The following is an 18,606-nucleotide window of genomic DNA, read 5'->3' as shown; positions in this document are numbered from 1 at the left end:
TGGCGCGTTCGCACTAGATACGCTACTATTAGAAAAAAGAGAGATCCAATCAAAGAGGGAGTCGATACCATGGAAAAGACCATTCGTTCAGACTTAGAAATCGCACAACAAACCGTCTTACGCCCGATTCGAGAAATTGCGAACCGAATCGGTTTGCAAGAAGAGGATTTTGATACGTACGGAAAGTATAAAGCGAAGTTGACAGACGGACTGTTGAACCGATTGGCAACGAAATCTGACGGTAAATTGATCCTTGTCACTGCCATCAATCCGACAGCCGCCGGTGAAGGAAAATCAACCGTCACTGTCGGACTCGGACAGGCGTTGCATCGGGCAAACCACAAGACGATGATTTGTTTACGGGAACCCTCACTCGGTCCGACGATGGGCTTAAAAGGTGGCGCGTGTGGTGGTGGCTATAGCCAAGTCCTACCGATGGAAGAGATCAATCTTCATTTCACAGGCGATATGCATGCGATCACATCTGCTCATAATACAATTAGTGCCTTGCTCGACAATCACCTGCATCAAGGTAACATCCTTGGCATCGATCCGCGTCGTATCGTCTGGAAACGCGTTCTTGATTTGAATGACCGTGCCTTGCGCCAAGTCACAATTGGTCTTGGTGGTCCTGCGCATGGCGTGCCGCGTCAAGATGGGTTCGATATCACGGTCGCTTCCGAGATCATGGCGGTCCTCTGTCTAGCAGACTCGATCACGGATCTCGAACGACGCTTGAGTCGCATCGTCGTTGCCTATACGTACGATCAACAGCCGGTTACGGTCAAAGATATTCAGGCGTCAGGAGCTGCGACGTTGCTTCTAAAAGATGCGTTTCGTCCGAATCTCGTTCAAACCGTCGAAGGAACACCAGCACTGATTCACGGTGGACCGTTCGCGAACATCGCACATGGCTGTAACTCTTTGATTGCAACGCAAACTGCACTGAAGCTAAGCGATTACGTTGTCACAGAAGCAGGATTCGGAGCCGATTTAGGTGCCGAAAAGTTCTTCAACATCAAATCACGGATTGGCGGACTCCACCCGGATGCCGTCGTTATCGTCGCTACGGTTCGTGCCTTGAAGATGCACGGAGGTGTAGACAAAACGCAACTCAGCGAAGAAAATCTCGCTGCCTTAACAGATGGTCTTGCGTTACTTGAAAAACACGTCGAGACGATGAGTCTATTCGGCGTTCCTGCCGTTGTTGCCTTGAACCGTTTCTTCACCGACACGGAAGCAGAACGGAACATGATCCTAGAATGGTGTCAGGATCGTAATATTCGTGTCGCGGAAAGTGAAGTCTTCAGTAAAGGGGGAGCTGGCGGTGAAGCACTCGTCACGGAAGTCATGCAAGCTCTTGAGGAACCGAGCCAGTTCCGCCCTCTGTATCCTGACGTCTTACCGCTTCGTCAAAAGATCGAGCGTATCGCAAAGCGTGTCTACGGTGCAGCCGACGTTCATTTTGAAGACAAAGCACTCCGCGAACTCGAACGGTGTACGGAGATGGGGTTGAATGAGTTACCGATTTGTATGGCAAAAACACCATTTTCTTTAACCGATGACCCTGCTCGTTATGGTCGTGTCGAAGACTTCACGATCACGGTCCGCGAAATCCGACCATCGGTTGGTGCAGGGTTCATCGTTGCATTGACTGGGAATGTATTAACGATGCCAGGATTACCCGCAGTTCCCGCCGCCTTCCACATGGGCGTTTCGGAAGACGGACAGGTATTCGGACTTTCTTGATGAGAGGATGAGTTACATGACGATTGATCATTCACATTGGATAGCCTCTGACGGCTATACTACGACATTGCATAGCCTCGAAGCCCATGATCCTAAAGGAGTCGTGATCGTCTTTCACGGGATGATGGAGCATGGCGCACGGTATGAGGAATTCGCCGAATTCCTCTATGCGCATCATTACCATACAATCATCGCAGACTTACGCTGTTTCGGAACTCGAGCAGCACAGCTTGGAACACTTGGACACCTTGAGCCGAATCAAGGGTTTAAACAATTGATGCAGGATGCAGAAGAACTCGTCTCTGACATCAAAGAGCGTTATCCGACGCTACCGGTGTTCATTTTTGGTCATAGTTTTGGTTCGTTGATCGCTCGCCGGATCGGTCAAACACTCGGTCATACGGTAGCCGGAATCATCGCGAGCGGCCCCCCGACGAGTACAGGTTTACTCAGTGATGTCAGTCAAAAACTCGTCGAACGTCAAATCCATCAGCTGTCAGCAACACATCCCGCTGAACGGTTTGGACAACTCGTGTTCGGTCGGTATAACTTGCGCTTCTTCCCAGCACTTTCTAAAAATGCTTGGCTCTCTTCGGATCCTCAATCCGTCATGCGCTATGATGCAGATCCATTGTCCGGTCAAACGGTCACGCTTGGGTTCTTCCACGAACTCTTGCATGCAACGAAGCTCGTCAACGCACTTGCTTCCATCTATCAGCATCCACGTCACTTACCCCTCTTATTGCTTGCTGGTGGGGATGACGCGGTCGCGTTCGACGGAAAAGGTATCCATCATTTGTTTGATATGTATAATCGTGTCCGTGTCGATGCTGTACAGCTGACGATTTATCGAGGGTTACGTCATGAGCTCTTCCATGAGTTCGAACGCATCCGCGTTTTTGCCGATATCGCGAGCTGGTTGAATAAACAAGTCAATCCTGCAGCTAAACAGTCATCTTCCCGTTCTTCTTAAGCCACATCGATCGATATAAAAAAAGGCAGCGGATCCTTGTGATCCGTTGCCTTTTGCACTTCTATCGTATCCTTCATTGAATCCAAGTCAGTGAAGAAATCATCGCTTCGATTTCTTCGATTTCAAGCGTCTCGCGTTCTGCGGAGTACGTCAATAAGACTAACCGTTCCCCGTCCGAATACGCGTAGATCCGTAAGAAGATATCTTCTTCTTTCCCATCTACTGCAAGCAACGCTTCTTTTGTTGAATTACGACGGACTTCAAGTGCTCCTGTTAGTTCGATGCCGAACTCTTCCACCAACAGATTGATTTCTTGTTCCGCCGCCTCATACGGTGTCAATTCTTCTGAATCGGACTCATAAATGGATAATTGGAGCGTACCCATTGCATTTTCATCCGTCGAATAAAAACTGACATATGTCTCTTCTTCTTGATATTCGAATACTTTTGGATATTCTAGCGTGATCCAATGATCGACTGTGTACTGTTTCATTTGAATTCCTCCATTCGTTGTATCTCTTCAAAGCGGATACCCGTCACAGCCATACGCTCGAATTGTCGAGCGAGTTGAGCAGAGACGAACATGCGATGCGTGCGCTCATCTCGCATAAGATGATGCGGACAAATCGAATCGCTGATTCGTCGCTCTGTCAAAAAATAGACGCGTCGTCTCGGGACCGGACGGAATACATCCGTCGTATGTAGATGTTCGATCCGACTGACAGATAAGAGATTGAGAAGATAGTACGGAACCACTCCGTCCTTCGTCTCAAGATGTACCTTGAGACATTGTACAGAAAAAGGCGCGTATGCTGCAATGACGCGTTGCACACGTTCCGAGACGAGCGGCAGATCGAATGTGTTTGGAAGGACATCCGGTAGCAAATCCGCATCTTGATTGATGGAAAAAGCAAGTACACCTACGTTATGGAACCACTCTCCTATCAATAAGCGATGACGATCGAATTGATGGTGACAGATCGCCTTCCATCCTTTTCCCATCGACTGTTCGCTCCAAACTCGCACTTCATTCACCAGACACTCTCTCCTCTACCCAACTTTACCCATATTGCAAATCAAGATTACCATTGGAAACGATTAACTAGTATTATTGTACACCGAATCTTAAAAGAAATTGCTTTTTTTCATAAAAGTTATGGAAATGCACTCTTTGCTATGCTACTATATTTCATGTAGCCGATACGCGGGTGTAGTTTAATGGTAAAACCTCAGCCTTCCAAGCTGATGACGAGAGTTCGATTCTCTTCACCCGCTCCAATTATGACATAACATAGGTCTAGGACCATTTCCCTCTAGAGGGCAGGCGACTCGCGACGTGCGAGTCGTCTTTTTTATTGATTCTGCTGATGATTCCAACGAATTTATGGGTATAAAACGATATAGATAGAGATTCGTAAAGGAGGATTCGTATGATTCAGATGAAAATGCCCGGCGTGACGATCTATCAAAGTACACTCATGAAAACGACTTCGACATTAATCGAGACGCCTGATTGTCTGATCGTCGTCGACCCTGGCTGGCTTCCCGATGAGATTGCAACGATTCGTCGAGACGTCGAAATCGTGCGTCGCGAACGACCATTATACGTCGTCTATACGCATGCCCATTTCGATCATATTTTAGGTGCCTATGCCTTTACGGATGCCATCGTCATTGCTTCGAAACCGTTCATCGATGTCGATCGACAAGAAGCGCTAAAAGCCGTCCAAGATTTTAATGATGAATTCTATATTGATTCTCCCGTCCTTTTCCCAGACGTGACACATGTCATCCATGAGTCTGAGACGATTTTAACGATCGGACAAACGAAGTTAATCTTCTTTTTGACGCCCGGTCATGAAGCGACTCATCTTTCCTTCATCGTCATGCCACTTCACTTGTTAGTCTGCGGCGATTACGCTTCAGACGTTGAAATCCCCTTGATCGAACACGATTCCTCTGAGTATTTGACGACGCTCGAGTTACTCGAGTCGTTCATTTATGAATATGAAGTCAAACTCTTGATTCCCGGACACGGTCACATTTGTGATGTCCGAACAGAGATGATCGAACGACTTCATCAGAGCTATGATTATATTCTTGCCCTCCGTGCCGGAAAAGAATCCGACTGGGCTCCGTCTTGGCAAACGACCCCTTTTATGAAACGTCTGCATGAAAAAAATAAGCGACAAGTCAAAAAAGAACAAGAAGAACGATTAGCCCGACGCCATTATGATTAACTTCGCTCAACCAAAAGACTCGGTCGCCAAATTGGCGACCGAGTCTTTTATGGTTATCCAAGTAATGTGACGAGCAACGCTTTTTGTGCGTGGAGGCGATTCTCAGCTTGATCGAAGATGACCGATTGCTTGCCATCGATGACGTCCTCCGTGACTTCCTCCCCGCGATGCGCCGGAAGGCAATGCAAGAAAATAGCTTCATCATTTGCTTGATTCATAATATTGGCATTAACCTGATATCCTTCAAATGCTTGCAGACGCATCGTCGCTTCTTCTTCTTGTCCCATACTCGCGAAGACATCCGTATACACGACGTCTGCACCACTCGCTGCTTCCTCAGGATCCGTCATGACGATGATGTTTCCACCCGTTTCCTTCGCAATGACTTGTGCCTCATGAACGATTTGTGGATCAGGAGCATACGCCTCCGGCGCACAGATGCGAACTTCCATTCCACTGAGCGCTCCACCAATCATCAGCGAATGTGCCATGTTATTTCCGTCCCCGATATATGTCAAAATCTTTCCGGATCGTGTTCCAAATGTCTCTTCGATTGTCAGCAAGTCAGCAAGGACTTGGCACGGATGGTGTAGATCCGTCAATCCATTGATGATTGGAATCGTACCATGTGCCGCAAGCGTGTCGACGATCTCATGACCGAACGTCCGAATCATCAGGGCATCGACGTAACGGCTCATGACTTGAATCGTATCTGAGAGCGGCTCCCCCCGCCCGATTTGCATATCTGCTCCACTTAGCACGATCGGATGTCCACCGAGTTCGACGACACCCACCTCAAACGATAGACGTGTTCGCGTCGATGCCTTTTCAAACAATAAGGCCACTTTTTTATGGCTTAATGCGTTTTGGTAGACACTCGGCTGATGCTTGATGTCTTTCGCGAGTGCCAACAGCTCCGTCAGTGCTTCCGGCGTCAGTTCCGCCATCGTCAAGAAATGCTTTAGTTGTTGCATCGTCTTCATTTTACTTCCTCCTTGATCGGCTCTGTCCATGTATGAAGTGGCTTCACAGCATAAGGGGACTTTTCTGTCGCTTGTAGATGATAATGTGCTAGTTCAGGTTCTGTCAGAACTTGTACCCCGGCAGCAAGCGCTGCTTCGCGACTCGCTTTTTCTTCTGTCACGTGCGAATAGAAAATCGCACATTGTGCCCAGTCAATCGTTTCATCTAATGCTACACCCGTTCCGAAAGCCTCTGTATCTGCTCCAGCAACGATGATGTCTCTCGTCGTCAAATGTCGTTTTGTCGTCTCGTCGAAAATGAAACGTTCCAGCGCCAGTCCGTCTGTCGTCCATTGCAACGTTTCACCTGTCGAACGCATGACGGGACCTGTTTTCGGATCAACACCCTGTAGTTTCAACGTTGAAAAAACAGGAGTCTTGACGGCATGGAAATCAAGTTTCGTCTGTTCCGTTGGTAGTGCGACCGCTTGACCGACCGCAGCTTGAACTGCCCACTGCAAGATCGGTTGACCTGTTACTTTGGCGACGATCGGTAACGTTCGGGAGGCACGCGGATTGATTTCCAGCACGTAGACTTGATCGTCATGCAAGACGAATTGGATATTGTACGCTCCTTTATAATCCATTCGTTGCCCGATCATCTGTGCGATTCGCTCGATTTCGCGCTGAACGGTAGCGCTGAGCGATACAGGTGGCAGAATCATCGTCGAATCTCCAGAGTGAACTCCTGCCTGTTCCAATTGCTCCATCAAAATCGGAACGTACGTCGTTGTTCCGTCCGTAATGCAGTCGACTTCGATTTCCTTTCCTTGGAGGTAGGCATCCACGAGGACCGGGAATGCTAATTCGGAAACGATCGTCTCTAATTGCTCTTGATCGTGGATGATATGCATTCCCTTACCTCCGATGACATAGGAAGGACGAATCATGACCGGGTAACCGATCGTTGTTGCGACTTCTATCATTTGTTCGTGCGTCGCCACTTCTTGTCCTGGAATACGATCGATACCAATGTCATCTAAAAATTGATAGAACCGCTCACGGTCTTCCATTTGATCGATGACATCTGCCGTCGTTCCGAGAAGATGATAACCGGCATTCTCCAAACCAGACGCAAGCGCAATCCCCGTTTGTCCTCCGAACTGGACTAAGACGTCTTGGCAATCCTCTGCTTCTAGCACATGCATGACGTCTTCAAGTGTCAACGGCTCGACATACAGGCGATCTGCGACTTCGAAGTCGGTCGAGACGGTCTCCGGGTTATTGTTGATCATGATTGTTTCGTAACCGGATGCTTGTAATGCACGTACCGCGTGAACGGAACAATAATCAAATTCGATTCCTTGACCGATCCGAATGGGTCCCGCACCGATGACAGCGACTTTCTTTTTCGTCGATGCTGTGACTTCTGTTTGACCACTCCAGTTTCCGTAGAAATAAGGAGTCGCACTCTTGAACTCTCCCGCACATGTATCAATCATGTGATAGACAGGAAGGATGCCTTTTTCTTTACGTGAGTGCTCGATGTCTACAGCACTAACGCCCGTCAGAAGGGCAATTTGTTCGTCCGTAAAGCCCATCATTTTTGTCTGTTTCAGAGAACTTTCATTCGATACATCGATGTTTTGTTGCTGCTCGACGAGGCGTTGAAGCACTTTGACGAATAAAGCTTGTACTTTCGTCTGTTCAACGAGTTCTTCGACGGTCGTCTCCTTGCGATCGAGTAGCGCGAGCATCGCAAGCAAGCGACGGTCCGTCGGCGCCTTTATTTCTTTCCACAATACGTCAGCCTCCGCTGTTTTCATCCATGTCGGATAAAGAGGCGATTGCTCGACTCCTGCACCGCGCCACGCCTTTTGTAACGCTTCTTCTAACGTCTTCCCCATCGCCATGCTCTCACCCGTCGCCTTCATTTGTGTTCCAAGCGTCCGGTTACTGCCGGTAAATAGATCGAATGGGAAACACGGCACTTTTGCCGTGATATAATCCATCGTTGGTTCAAAGCTCGCCATCGTTTCCTTCGTGACAGGATTGATGCAATCGTCGAGTCGCTCACCGAGCGCAAGACGTGTCGCTAATTTTGCGATCGGATATCCCGTCGCCTTGGAAGCAAGTGCCGAAGAACGACTGACACGCGGATTGACTTCAATGACGAAATAACGTTCTTCCGTCGGATGGATTGCGAATTGAATGTTGCATCCACCGATGACACCGAGATGCGATACGATTTTACGCGCTTCCGTCCGCAATTGTTGATTCATTCGATCCGAAATCGACTGAATCGGTGCAAAGACGACCGAGTCCCCGGTATGGACACCGACAGGATCGATGTTTTCCATGTTGCAGACGATGATCGTCGTATCTGCGCTGTCACGCATGACTTCGTATTCGACTTCTTTATAGCCAGCGATACTCACTTCAACCAAACACTGTGAAATCGGACTCGCTTGTAAGCCGTTCTGCGCTAACAGACGTGCCTCGTCCTTCGTCACTGCGATTCCGCCGCCCGTTCCACCGAGCGTAAAGGCTGGTCGGATGACGAGTGGTACCCCGTGTACTGCCATGAATTCCTCAAGCTCTGCTAACGACTCGATCGTTTGACTTTCCGGGAGCGGTTGCGCGAGTTCGATCATCTTTTGCTTGAATCGTTCACGATCTTCTCCGTCTCGGATCGTCTCAAGCGAAGTTCCTAGAAGTTCGACACCGTATTGTTCAAGTACGCCTGCTTCTTCGAGTGACATCGCAAGATTGAGTGCCGTTTGACCACCGACCGTCGCTAGGAGATGGGATGGTCGATCTTGTTCGATGATGGCCGTTGCTTTTTCAAGAGTCATCGCCTCAATATAGACATGATCTGCCGTGCTCGGATCCGTCATGATAGTAGCCGGATTCGAATTCATTAAGATGACCTCGCATCCCGCTTCTCGAAGCGCCTGACAGGCTTGTGTGCCGGAATAATCAAATTCTGCTGCTTGCCCGATGACGATCGGACCCGAACCGATGACGAGTACTTTCTGTTTATCCCACATATGCTACCTCCTGATGTAATACGCTATTTACGAATTGATCGAAGACGACCATCGCCTCTGTCGGTCCTGGACTCGCTTCTGGGTGAAATTGGACTGTCATGATCGGTAGTACCGGATGAATCAATCCTTCAACGGATCCATCATTGATGTGTTCGTACGCAAGTTCCATCTCAGACGCTTCGATACTTTTTACATCAACGGCATAACCATGATTTTGAGACGTCATGAACACTTGTCCGGATGCTAGATGACGTACAGGATGATTCGCTCCTCGGTGTCCGTGATGTTGTTTTAATAAGGTACAGCCGAAGGCATGAGCGAGAACCTGATGTCCCATACAAATACCAAGTGTCGGATAGCTCGTCGCCAGTTCACGGATTCCTGAAAGGAACGGGTCTAATTGTGTTGGATCACCAGGTCCATTGGAAAACAGCAGACCATCTGGAGCCAGCGCTTGAATCCGTTCCGGTGTCGTATTATATGGCACGACCGTTACACGCATATGGCGTTCAAGCAAAGCATCGATCATCGATTGTTTCACACCGTAATCGATACAGACGATGTGCCCCTGTTCGACTTCCGGTACGTATTCGATGTTTGAAGTCGTTGATACGGAAGCGATGTATGCTGTGTCGATTGAGGCAGTGACAGTCATATCTACTTGCGTCATGTCACCGAATTGATCGCCTTCCGTCCGTAATAGATGCACAAGAGAACGCGTATCGACTCCCGACAAAATCGGCACATTTGCTTCATCCAACCAACTCGCGAGCGATGTTCCTTCCCCGTCCTCAGCCAAAGTTTGAACGATGACACCAGCGACTTGAATCTGGTTGCTTTCTGACGCTTCCACTTGAATACCGTATTGACCGATCAACGGGTATGTGAAGACAAGAATTTGTCCTTGATAAGATGGATCCGTCAAGACTTCCTGATATCCTGTCATTCCTGTAAAAAAGACGACCTCTCCTTTGACTGGAGCTGTTCCTTGCCACGAACCGGTAAACGTCGTTCCGTTCGCAAGCGTTAGTTTTCCGGATTGTTTCATACGATGACCTCCTGTTGACAAACGAGTTGTATTTTTTCGATGGCGTGCATGAGTTCCTGTTCCGTTACGAACAATGATGGCAATAAGCGAATGACATGAGGCCCAGCCGAGACGACGAGAAGACCATTCTCACGCAAAGCGTCAATCAGCGGTGCAACAGGCATCGTGCACTCGATACCAATCATCAAGCCACGTCCACGAATAGAACTCACGATCGACTTGGGTAATTTATTTTCTAGTTGTTGACGTAAATATTCGCCTTTTCCTTGAACGTCTGCCATGACAGTGTCATTTAACAAGAGGTCAAGTGTTGCTTCCGCAGCTGTCATCGCGAGTGGATTTCCACCAAAGGTCGAACCATGCGATCCAGGTGTGAATACTTCCGCCGCCTCCTCCGTCGCGAGTAACGCACCAACCGCGAGTCCACTTCCAAGTCCTTTCGCAAGAGTGATGATATCCGGTACGAGGGGTGTCTGCTCAAATGCAAAACGAGATCCCGTCCGACCAATGCCGGTCTGTACTTCGTCGACGATGATTTTGACATCGTATTGTTGCGCCTTCCTCATCAACGCTTCTAGCCACGCATCGTCGGCGACGACGACTCCGCCCTCTCCTTGAATGATTTCGAGCCATACGGCAGCAGTTTGCTCCGTAATCGCTGATAGGCTCTCCATCTCGTTAAACGATAGATGTTTGAAGCCATTCACCATCTCACCGTATCCCGCTTTGATTTTCTCCTGTCCTGTTGCGCCCATCATCGCAAATGTCCGCCCGTGGAAAGATTGTTTAAATGTGACGACTTCCGTTTTCCCTGTCCATTTTCGAACGAGTTTGTACGCCGCCTCGTTTGCTTCCGCACCACTGTTACAAAAGAAGGCATGACTGAGATGACTGTCTTCCGTCAGTCGCTCGGCGACCCGCTCTTGTGCCGCGATTTGAAACAGATTCGACGTATGCCAAATTTGATTCAATTGTTCCTCTAGCCGTTGCTGAATATAAGGATGACGGTGTCCTGTGTTGCATACAGCGATTCCCATGATGAAATCCAGATACGTCTTTCCTGTCGCATCTTCTACAATCGACCCTTGTCCTTTGACCAATTCCACATCAGTACGTTGATAAGTGGGTAGTAGTGCACTCATGTAATTCCTCCTTGATTCGTGTCCCTGCAGCTAACGCATTTTTCCCAGACCGAATGACGACCTCTGGAATACCATGCTGAGTGGCCTGCATCATCGCTTCGACCTTCGGAATCATTCCCCCGTAGATTTCTCCCGACGCTATCGCAGCTTCGATGGCTGCAGACGTGATTTCTGATTGATAGTCACCGTTTACTTTTACACCCTCAACATCCGTCAACAATTCAAATCGGTCGACAGACCAAGCCTTCGCGACAGCAATGGCGCACGCGTCCCCGTTACTGTTCAATACACCTTGTTCTCCTGTGACAAGGGATGTGACGACAGGCACATAACCATTCGTACTCAACACCGTGAATAATCGTGGATGAATGTGCGTGATCTGACCGACTGCCCCGAGTCCTTTGACTTTTTTACCATGGACGCTTGCTCCGTCTAACCCGCTCATCCCGACGGCAGGAATCCCCGCTTGATTCAACTGCTGAACGATCCCGGATTGGACTTCCCCTGCTAAGATCCGTCGCGCCCCGAGTAAGACCCCATCCGTCGTTACACGGACACCGTTTCGAAACACGGGTTTGATTCCCTCTTGTTCACAGTAACTCGATAGAAGAGGACCACCTCCATGGACGATCAATAATTCGTTACCGGTTTCGACCCACGCTTTCCATTCCTCGAAATACTGCGCATCCAATTGCTCCCACACACTACCACCTAGTTTGATGACTTTTCGTTTCGTCATGTCCGGTAACTCGCATTGATTTTGACGTAATCGTACGTCAGGTCACAGCCGTAAGCGTGTCCTTGTCCTACTCCATCATGCAAATCAATGTGAATCTGTACATCCTGCTGTGCCAGTTCCTGCGATGCAACTGCTTCATCGAATAAGACAGGCATGTTCTGTTGCAACACCCACTGCGAACCAATTTTGATGTCAACGTTTGATACATCGAGTGGCTCCTTGATACTTCCGACAGCAGCGATGATTCGCCCCCAGTTCGCATCTTCCCCAAAGATGGCTGTTTTGACGAGAGACGATCCGACGACTTGTTTGGCGATCATTCGTGCTACTTCATCGGTTTGTGTTCCCGCTACCGTCACCTCGATCAACTTCGTCGCGCCTTCGCCGTCCCGCGCAATCTGTTTCGCTAAATCTTGACAGACCGTTTCGATCGCCTGTTCGAATGCTAACGCTTCGTCCGTGCCTTCAACGATCGTTGCGCCCCCTGCAGCTCCGCTCGCTAAAATCATGACCATGTCATTTGTCGAACTGTCTCCATCTACGGTAATGCAGTTGAACGTACGATGAATCGTCCGACGCAACAGTGTCTGTAAGACATCCGGTTCAATCGTTGCATCGGTCGTCAAGAAACCAAGCATCGTCGCCATGTTCGGATGAATCATCCCTGACCCTTTTGCCACACCACAGACTGAAATTTGGATATCCCCTTGCATGTATTGTTGACCAGCTGTTTTCGTACCAGTATCGGTCGTCAGGATCGCATGAGCAAAATCATCCGCGGCTTCCTTGTCATTTGTAGGCATCAGCTGTGGAATACCTGCCAGTAACGTATCAATGGCTAACGGTTGACCGATGATCCCTGTTGAAGCAATCGCGACTTGTTCTGGAGCAACATTTAAACTTTTCGCCATCGCTTGTTGCGACATATACGCATGGGATAACCCTAGTTCGCCTGTACACGCATTCGCGTTCCCGCTGTTGACGAGGACGGCATGAATACGTCCTTGTGACACCTGAATCGCTTGTTTCGTCACAGTGATTGGTGCTGCTTGCACCTGATTCGTCGTATAGACAGCTGCAGCGCTTGCTCCTGCTTCACACCAGATCAGACCTAAATCCTTCCGCTTTCGTTTCAGACCCACATGTATTCCCGATGCTTGAAATCCCTTCGGTGTCGTGATCGTCAATGGGGTCTCTACTTGTACTTGCCACACAGGCGTTCCTCCTCTTTTTTCTCTTGATTAAATGTAGATCGGCTGTTGCGTTAAACCGGATGTCTCATCAAAACCAGCTAGAATGTTGGCATTTTGAACGGCTTGTCCGGCAGCTCCTTTTTGCATGTTATCGATGACTGAAACGATGGTCATTCGCCCTGTCCGATCATCCTTATAAACGGTCAAATCACAGTGATTACTCCCGACGACGGATTTGATTTCCGGATCAGCCTGTTGGATTCGGACGAATGGTTCCGTTGCATACTGGTCCGTCAACCAGGATCGCCACTCCGTTTCCGATAAATCGATCAACGGCTGAACCGTCATAATCGCCATGATGCCTCGATTGATCGGTAGTAGTTGAGTCGAGAACGTAATCGGATGCGATGATCCGGTCCATTCGAAAAGCGCCTGCTCAATTTCCGGGATGTGCTGATGCTGATTCACTTTATACAAGCGAACGTTTTCGCTTGAATGGACATGATGTGTTTGTGCCGTCAACGTTTTCCCTGCTCCCGTCAGACCAGAAGAAGCTTGAATGATGATTTGAGATGGATCGATTTTTTTCTCTTTTAAGAATGGTGTTAGTCCAAGCAAAACTGCTGTCGCGTAACAGCCTGGATTCGCAATCCATTTGCTCGCTGTAACAGCTTGACGATTCCATTCTGGTAATCCATAAGTTGCTCTTTGTTGTAACTGGGCATCAATGGGTTCCTTGTCATACCACGTTGCATATGCTTCAGATGGAAGTCTCAAATCGCCACTTAAATCAATGACGTAACCGGACCAGTTTTGAAGTTGTTCTAAGTAATGCTTCGAAATCCCACTCGGTGTCGCTAAGAACACCATGTCCGTCTCGGTTTCCATCAAATGCTCCACCGAAAAGGAAGATAACGAGGAATATGTTTTTTTATTCATAAATGGGAATACGTCATGCATGGATTCCCCCGCCATCGAGTCACTCATCAAACAGATGATCTCAAATGAAGGATGTGATTCTAGTAGGCGAATCAGTTCAATTCCCGTGTATCCTGTTGCTCCGATGATGGTACATTTCATATCTGTACGCTCCCCTTCAAAGAATGTTATACCGATTTAAACACATGTATATTTATACTGTCAATTGAATTTTTATTAGTTTTTATACAAAAAAAGAAGCGTTGAAGCGATTGTCTTCTATAAGACAGTCCCTTCAACGCTTCTTTTATACGCATCTACTTAACGCTTTTCCGCACGTTGCGCTACGAGATGATCAATCCCAAATACGCCTGCACCCATGATCGCGACGACTACTACAAAAATCAATGTAAACATATGTATCCTCCTCATCGTTCACAAAAATGTCATTTGATACTTCTTATTGTGCAAGATTTGAGCTAAAAAAGAAAGCGTTTACGACAAAAAATCGTCACATTTCTATTTTTTTATATTTTTTATCGACACTCTTATGGTTGACGTCCTCCATAATATTCGTTAGTATTACGTTTGTTCAATGCTTTTGTGCATAAAAGCGTGTTAGTAACAGAGCGTTATCATACTTTCATATTCATATAAGGAGGTGGAAGCATGCGCATGTCATTCCGTGAATCCGCAGCTATCCTAGGAATCAGTATCATCATCTTATTGTCCGCGTTATTCGGTGCTAAAGCCGAACCGCATCTTGCCATCTTGTCTAGTCTTATTTTCGTCTCAGGATATGCCGTTTACCGCGGTTTTAAGTTCGAGGACGTCGAACACCATATGATTCAAGGTATTCGTGAAGCGATTAAACCGATCTTGATCATGTTGCTCGTTGGTATGACAATCGCGGTCTGGATGATGAGTGGCGCAGTGCCGACCCTTCTTCATTTTGGGTTATCTACCCTTTCAGCGACTTGGTTCGCACCGAGCGCTCTTCTGATCGCGATGGTCGTCTCGACCTTTACAGGTAGTTCGTTTACAACGATTGGTACGGTTGGTGTTGCCTTGATGGGCATTGCGATCGCACTGGGCGTCAACCCGGCACTTGCAGCAGGTGCCATCATCAGTGGAGCTTGTTTCGGAGATAAGATGTCACCTTTATCAGATACGACGAATTTCGCGCCCGGAATTGTCAATGTGTCTGTGTTCGATCATATTCGTTTCATGATGGGAACGACGATTCCTGCTATCACGATCACATTCATCTTATTCTTCATTTTCGGACGTAGTAGCGGAAATGTCGATTCGTCTGCTGTTCAAACGACACAACAAGAGTTAGCTCGTTTGTTCGACTTGTCACCTTGGACATTGCTTTCACCGTTGCTCGTCATGGTATTAGCATTACGTAAGATGCCGGTCGTCCCAACACTTGTTGCTGGCGTTTTAAGTGGATTGTTGTTAACAGGTCTTGTACAAGGAAACTGGAATATCTCGAACTGGATGGCCGTCATTCAGAACGGGTTAAAACTAGAATCTTCTAGTGAGACGGTCACATCCATCATTAGTAAAGGTGGATTGCAATCGATGATGTGGTCGGTGTCGCTCGTCATGCTCGCCCTTGCGTTCGGTGGTGTCTTACGTGGCATCGGTGTCATTGACGTGGTCATTGAACGGACCGTTTCTAAACTAAAACGTGATGGTAGCATCATTTCATCCGTCGCCTTATCGTCTATCGGTGTAAACTTGATGGCTGGGGAACAATACTTGTCCATCTTGCTTCCGGGTCAAGCATTCAAGAAAATCTTTGAAGAGCGTCAGATTGATCCGCGCTTCCTCTCTCGTTCACTCGAGGATGGAGGAACACTCGTCAATCCGCTTATTCCGTGGGGTGTTTCTGGGGCGTTCTTCGCTTCGACACTCGGTGTCCCAGTAACAGCATACGTTCCGTTCGCATTCTTTTTACTCCTTTCACCATTGTTTACGTTTTTACTCGCATTTCTTCGTCCAACGAAAATCGAAACAAAACAATCTCTCGCTTCTTGAGCCTATTTCATTTTAAAGATCCGATATGTCCTATCGGGTCTTTTTTTCTTTCCAATATCTCCTTTATTTCCTGTTAAATACGTCAGATTTAAGACGAAAACGGCTTGGAATCACGTTTTTTTAAAGAATCATGTGTAAAGATGAAATGAACTGGGAATATACCAAACATAAGATTAAAAATTACAGAGAATGATAGAGAGAGAGTACGTTCCTGATCGACCGAGGGATGACTTCGATGTAATTGTGGGAGGAGTTAATATGATCAAACGTGGTACGCTGGAGCGACTTGACGGCAAGTATGCTGTCCTACTATGGGAAAATGGTTCAAGTTTCATTCCACGACGTTATTTACCACCTGAAGCAAGGTTAGGCGATACGATTATTTTTGACGGTACAACCTATACGTTAGATGTCAGTAATTCATCACCCTCTTCCTTTCAAACATTTTCGTTTCGGCAAATGGGTTGATGATCGATAAAAAGCCATTCCGTATCATGCATTGACTATGGAGAAGGAATTTCTCTCATCAGTCTTTCATGAAATGAATGGCTTTTTCGCTTTATCTACGCACATATAGGGAGTGACCATCACACGATGGACAAGGAAAGTGATCAATATCGGATATTTCGATTCGTTCCAGTTCCGTCTGATCATGTGGGCATTCGTAAAGTGGTTGAACGACATCTAGTTGCAAAAATAGGGCACACCAAAATCGATTCGAAAATCGGTGACAAGTCGGACAGTGGTATAAATCCAATTGATACGGTACCCAACCATCCGCTAATTCCTCCTGATGGAGTTGATAGTGCTGAATTAATCGAAATCGATTCCAGTCGTCTACATACGTCCGCTGTAAAATCGGTTCATGCATCGACGGAACGAACCAAAGCGGGAGACCTGTCATGAACGCTTCGACCCCTTGCGTCAAGACAGCAGGAAATGTCGGCCAACCCTCTAGTTGACCGAGTTGGAATGTTTGTTGAAAGGAGCAGTTGCGGCATAGGAGTTCCATTGTCATCCTCCTGTTCGTTTCACCATCTCTTTTAACATCTGTTCCGTTACAGGACCGATGTGTTTCGAAAGAATCGTTCCTTTCCGGTCTAATACATATGTTGCTGGCATTGCTACGAGACGATAAGCATCTTCTGACGTTCCCTTTCGGTCATATAACACAGGGTATTCAACAGGTGTCTGCTTCAGAAAATCAGCAACATCCGAAACACGTCGTTCTGATGTCGTGACATTGATTCCGTAGACGGGTATATCTGTATGTCGTGCAAAGGCATTTAGTTCTGGAATCTCTTGTTTACACGGTGGACACCACGTTGCCCAAAAATTAATGACAAAGACATCATGATTGATTTCGTCTAGATCGACAGTTTTTCCTTCTTGACGCAAGGATAGATTCGGGGCTTTCATCCCGACTTCGAGACCACCTTGTGATGCTTGTTTTTGTTGTTGCTCCACTTTTTTTTGTTTTGCATCATATGTTTGATAACTTTGATAGGCAATGCCGATAATAGCAATCGCTAGGATCAGATAGATCAACGGTTTTTTCACATCTAACCCCCTCCTTCTTTGTTCAGTGTAGCAGACTTCCTCTTTTCGACTATCTACTTTTATCAACAAAAAAGCGAACTCTTCCGTCTTATACGCGGAAATGAGTTCGCTTTATTTTAGAGAATTCACGTTTTAACGAGACAAACGGTTAGTTAAAACGTGGTAATTGTTTTTTGACTTGACGGTTATCTTTAACGCTACCTACAGCTTCCGCTCCCCCTAAGGCCTCATTCAAGGATGTCTTTCCTTCCTTGACTTCTAGACGTCGATTGAATACCGATCGATTATCGACAGAAGCAACGAGGATCGATGCGACATCCGTTTCCGAAATCGTCGCGTCCTTCGTGTCCTTCAAATCTTCATCGGCTTCAATCAAGCCACGCCCTTCACCTGTTGTGATAGAAACTGGACAAATGATCGTATACGTCAAACCACTATGTTCAATCTGTTCCTCTGCTGCATTCTTAGCAGCATAGAACGGATAGACATCTTTCTTGAATTGCTCAGGTCTATCTGCACCATAAGCGCTCAGTAGCACGAAATGACGTACTCGCGCTTTTTTAGCTGCATCAATTGTTTTCAAAGCGACTGTTCGATCCAGCAGTTCGATTTCAGTTGCTTCGCCGTCTACTCCTGCGGTCGCCGCACAAATGACTGCATCCTGCCCTGCGACTCCGTGCTCAATGACTTTTTCGAGTTCTGTTTCGATATCGACGTAATGCGCCTTGACACCGAGTTTTTCGAATCGTTCCACCAGATGTTCATGACGAACGATGACCGTGACCTGATGACCCTTGGCAAGCGATTTGACGACGCGCGCTCCAATCGTACCGGATGCACCTACGACTAGTACTTTCATATGGGGGGTCCCTCCTCGATAAGTTAGTCACCTTCGTGGAATGTCTTGATGTCATGTCCAAAAATCGTCGATTTCAGAGATAACCTAAAACAATCCACCAAAGGAGCAACGTACATCAATTTATACC

17 protein-coding genes and 1 tRNA gene are annotated in these 18,606 nt (G+C 47.4%); 6 read left to right on the top strand and 12 right to left on the bottom strand.

The genetic code is table 11. The annotated features are described in order from the left end of the window. Positions 1 to 69: 69 nt before the first annotated feature. Together KNQ08_RS15245 and KNQ08_RS15240 are read left to right on the top strand one after the other, a co-directional pair. Positions 70 to 1,749 carry a formate--tetrahydrofolate ligase gene (locus KNQ08_RS15245; protein ID WP_149426855.1) on the top strand — a complete coding sequence of 560 codons (1,680 nt, stop codon included), beginning with the start codon at positions 70 to 72 and terminating at the stop codon, positions 1,747 to 1,749. 16 nt (positions 1,750 to 1,765) lie between these two features. After that, positions 1,766 to 2,722: an alpha/beta fold hydrolase gene (locus tag KNQ08_RS15240; protein ID WP_251133734.1), complete on the top strand. Its 957-nt coding sequence runs from the start codon at positions 1,766 to 1,768 to the stop codon at positions 2,720 to 2,722. A 73-nt stretch (positions 2,723 to 2,795) separates the two neighbouring features. Here KNQ08_RS15240 and KNQ08_RS15235 read toward each other — a convergent pair whose 3' ends face one another. Both KNQ08_RS15235 and KNQ08_RS15230 read right to left on the bottom strand, forming a co-directional pair. Continuing rightward, on the bottom strand, positions 2,796 to 3,215 hold the full coding sequence (locus KNQ08_RS15235; RefSeq protein WP_023467229.1) for a hypothetical protein: 420 nt from the start codon (positions 3,213 to 3,215) through the stop codon (positions 2,796 to 2,798). Beyond that, positions 3,212 to 3,757 carry an imm11 family protein gene (locus tag KNQ08_RS15230; protein WP_244290094.1) on the bottom strand — a complete coding sequence of 182 codons (546 nt, stop codon included), beginning with the start codon at positions 3,755 to 3,757 and terminating at the stop codon, positions 3,212 to 3,214. Before KNQ08_RS15230 ends, KNQ08_RS15235 begins: the two co-directional genes overlap by 4 nt. Positions 3,758 to 3,926: 169 nt before the next feature. On the opposite strand from KNQ08_RS15230, the gene KNQ08_RS15225 reads away from it, so the two are divergent. After that, positions 3,927 to 4,000, top strand: a tRNA-Gly gene (locus KNQ08_RS15225). A gap of 152 nt (positions 4,001 to 4,152) precedes the next feature. Continuing rightward, the gene (locus tag KNQ08_RS15220; RefSeq protein WP_058265756.1) at positions 4,153 to 4,962 is read left to right on the top strand and encodes an MBL fold metallo-hydrolase; all 810 of its coding nucleotides are present in this window, start codon (positions 4,153 to 4,155) and stop codon (positions 4,960 to 4,962) included. Between the two features lie 53 nt (positions 4,963 to 5,015). On the opposite strand, the gene argF is transcribed toward KNQ08_RS15220, so the two are convergent. From argF to argC, 7 genes are read right to left on the bottom strand one after another with little or no spacing between them, the layout of a single operon-like run. Beyond that, entirely contained in the window at positions 5,016 to 5,945 is a 930-nt protein-coding gene (gene argF, locus KNQ08_RS15215) for an ornithine carbamoyltransferase (protein WP_214772533.1), read from the bottom strand. Then, positions 5,942 to 8,974, bottom strand: a complete 3,033-nt coding sequence (gene carB, locus KNQ08_RS15210) for a carbamoyl-phosphate synthase (glutamine-hydrolyzing) large subunit (RefSeq protein WP_214806267.1) — start codon at positions 8,972 to 8,974, stop codon at positions 5,942 to 5,944. Before carB ends, argF begins: the two co-directional genes overlap by 4 nt. After that, complete coding sequence (locus KNQ08_RS15205; protein WP_214806266.1) at positions 8,964 to 10,022, bottom strand: carbamoyl phosphate synthase small subunit; 1,059 nt, start codon at positions 10,020 to 10,022, stop codon at positions 8,964 to 8,966. Before KNQ08_RS15205 ends, carB begins: the two co-directional genes overlap by 11 nt. Continuing rightward, a complete protein-coding gene (locus KNQ08_RS15200; RefSeq protein WP_214806265.1) occupies positions 10,019 to 11,164 on the bottom strand; it encodes an acetylornithine transaminase in 1,146 nt (381 codons plus the stop codon). Before KNQ08_RS15200 ends, KNQ08_RS15205 begins: the two co-directional genes overlap by 4 nt. Then, on the bottom strand, positions 11,130 to 11,903 hold the full coding sequence (gene argB / locus KNQ08_RS15195; RefSeq protein ID WP_058265752.1) for an acetylglutamate kinase: 774 nt from the start codon (positions 11,901 to 11,903) through the stop codon (positions 11,130 to 11,132). The genes KNQ08_RS15200 and argB overlap by 35 nt, the downstream gene beginning before the upstream one ends. After that, entirely contained in the window at positions 11,900 to 13,117 is a 1,218-nt protein-coding gene (gene argJ / locus KNQ08_RS15190; RefSeq protein ID WP_214806264.1) for a bifunctional glutamate N-acetyltransferase/amino-acid acetyltransferase ArgJ, read from the bottom strand. The genes argB and argJ overlap by 4 nt, the downstream gene beginning before the upstream one ends. A 27-nt stretch (positions 13,118 to 13,144) precedes the next feature. Continuing rightward, positions 13,145 to 14,176 (bottom strand): N-acetyl-gamma-glutamyl-phosphate reductase, encoded by a 1,032-nt coding sequence (argC, locus tag KNQ08_RS15185; protein ID WP_214806263.1) that lies wholly within the window; start codon positions 14,174 to 14,176, stop codon positions 13,145 to 13,147. Between the two features lie 507 nt (positions 14,177 to 14,683). Here argC and nhaC point away from each other — a divergent pair. Both nhaC and KNQ08_RS15175 read left to right on the top strand, forming a co-directional pair. After that, positions 14,684 to 16,060, top strand: coding sequence for a Na+/H+ antiporter NhaC (nhaC, locus tag KNQ08_RS15180; protein ID WP_064300825.1), 1,377 nt, complete (start codon positions 14,684 to 14,686; stop codon positions 16,058 to 16,060). Positions 16,061 to 16,318: 258 nt separating this feature from the next. Next, positions 16,319 to 16,528 carry a DUF3006 domain-containing protein gene (locus KNQ08_RS15175; protein WP_023467214.1) on the top strand — a complete coding sequence of 70 codons (210 nt, stop codon included), beginning with the start codon at positions 16,319 to 16,321 and terminating at the stop codon, positions 16,526 to 16,528. A gap of 91 nt (positions 16,529 to 16,619) precedes the next feature. On the opposite strand, the gene KNQ08_RS15170 is transcribed toward KNQ08_RS15175, so the two are convergent. The 3 genes from KNQ08_RS15170 to KNQ08_RS15160 form a co-directional block, all read right to left on the bottom strand. After that, positions 16,620 to 17,072 (bottom strand): hypothetical protein, encoded by a 453-nt coding sequence (locus KNQ08_RS15170; RefSeq protein ID WP_149426847.1) that lies wholly within the window; start codon positions 17,070 to 17,072, stop codon positions 16,620 to 16,622. A 2-nt stretch (positions 17,073 to 17,074) separates the two neighbouring features. Next, complete coding sequence (locus KNQ08_RS15165; protein WP_064300827.1) at positions 17,075 to 17,620, bottom strand: TlpA family protein disulfide reductase; 546 nt, start codon at positions 17,618 to 17,620, stop codon at positions 17,075 to 17,077. A 148-nt stretch (positions 17,621 to 17,768) separates the two neighbouring features. Then, positions 17,769 to 18,479, bottom strand: coding sequence for an NAD(P)H-binding protein (locus KNQ08_RS15160; RefSeq protein WP_058703648.1), 711 nt, complete (start codon positions 18,477 to 18,479; stop codon positions 17,769 to 17,771). Positions 18,480 to 18,606 lie beyond the last annotated feature (127 nt).

The organism is Exiguobacterium sp. s46, assembly GCF_018618875.1.
GTDB lineage: Bacteria > Bacillota > Bacilli > Exiguobacteriales > Exiguobacteriaceae > Exiguobacterium_A > Exiguobacterium_A abrahamii.
This window is presented reverse-complemented; position numbering and strand designations above follow the sequence as displayed.

Bases quoted from the DNA above. Each gene is read 5' to 3' on its own strand.
- KNQ08_RS15245 (WP_149426855.1), top strand. From the start codon at position 70: ATGGAAAAGACCATTCGTTCAGACTTAGAAATCGCACAACAAACCGTC.
- KNQ08_RS15240 (WP_251133734.1), top strand. From the start codon at position 1,766: ATGACGATTGATCATTCACATTGGATAGCCTCTGACGGCTATACTACG.
- KNQ08_RS15235 (WP_023467229.1), bottom strand. From the start codon at position 3,215: ATGAAACAGTACACAGTCGATCATTGGATCACGCTAGAATATCCAAAA.
- KNQ08_RS15220 (WP_058265756.1), top strand. From the start codon at position 4,153: ATGATTCAGATGAAAATGCCCGGCGTGACGATCTATCAAAGTACACTC.
- argF (WP_214772533.1), bottom strand. From the start codon at position 5,945: ATGAAGACGATGCAACAACTAAAGCATTTCTTGACGATGGCGGAACTG.
- carB (WP_214806267.1), bottom strand. From the start codon at position 8,974: ATGTGGGATAAACAGAAAGTACTCGTCATCGGTTCGGGTCCGATCGTC.
- KNQ08_RS15205 (WP_214806266.1), bottom strand. From the start codon at position 10,022: ATGAAACAATCCGGAAAACTAACGCTTGCGAACGGAACGACGTTTACC.
- KNQ08_RS15200 (WP_214806265.1), bottom strand. From the start codon at position 11,164: ATGAGTGCACTACTACCCACTTATCAACGTACTGATGTGGAATTGGTC.
- argB (WP_058265752.1), bottom strand. From the start codon at position 11,903: ATGACGAAACGAAAAGTCATCAAACTAGGTGGTAGTGTGTGGGAGCAA.
- argC (WP_214806263.1), bottom strand. From the start codon at position 14,176: ATGAAATGTACCATCATCGGAGCAACAGGATACACGGGAATTGAACTG.
- nhaC (WP_064300825.1), top strand. From the start codon at position 14,684: ATGCGCATGTCATTCCGTGAATCCGCAGCTATCCTAGGAATCAGTATC.
- KNQ08_RS15175 (WP_023467214.1), top strand. From the start codon at position 16,319: ATGATCAAACGTGGTACGCTGGAGCGACTTGACGGCAAGTATGCTGTC.
- KNQ08_RS15170 (WP_149426847.1), bottom strand. From the start codon at position 17,072: ATGGAACTCCTATGCCGCAACTGCTCCTTTCAACAAACATTCCAACTC.
- KNQ08_RS15160 (WP_058703648.1), bottom strand. From the start codon at position 18,479: ATGAAAGTACTAGTCGTAGGTGCATCCGGTACGATTGGAGCGCGCGTC.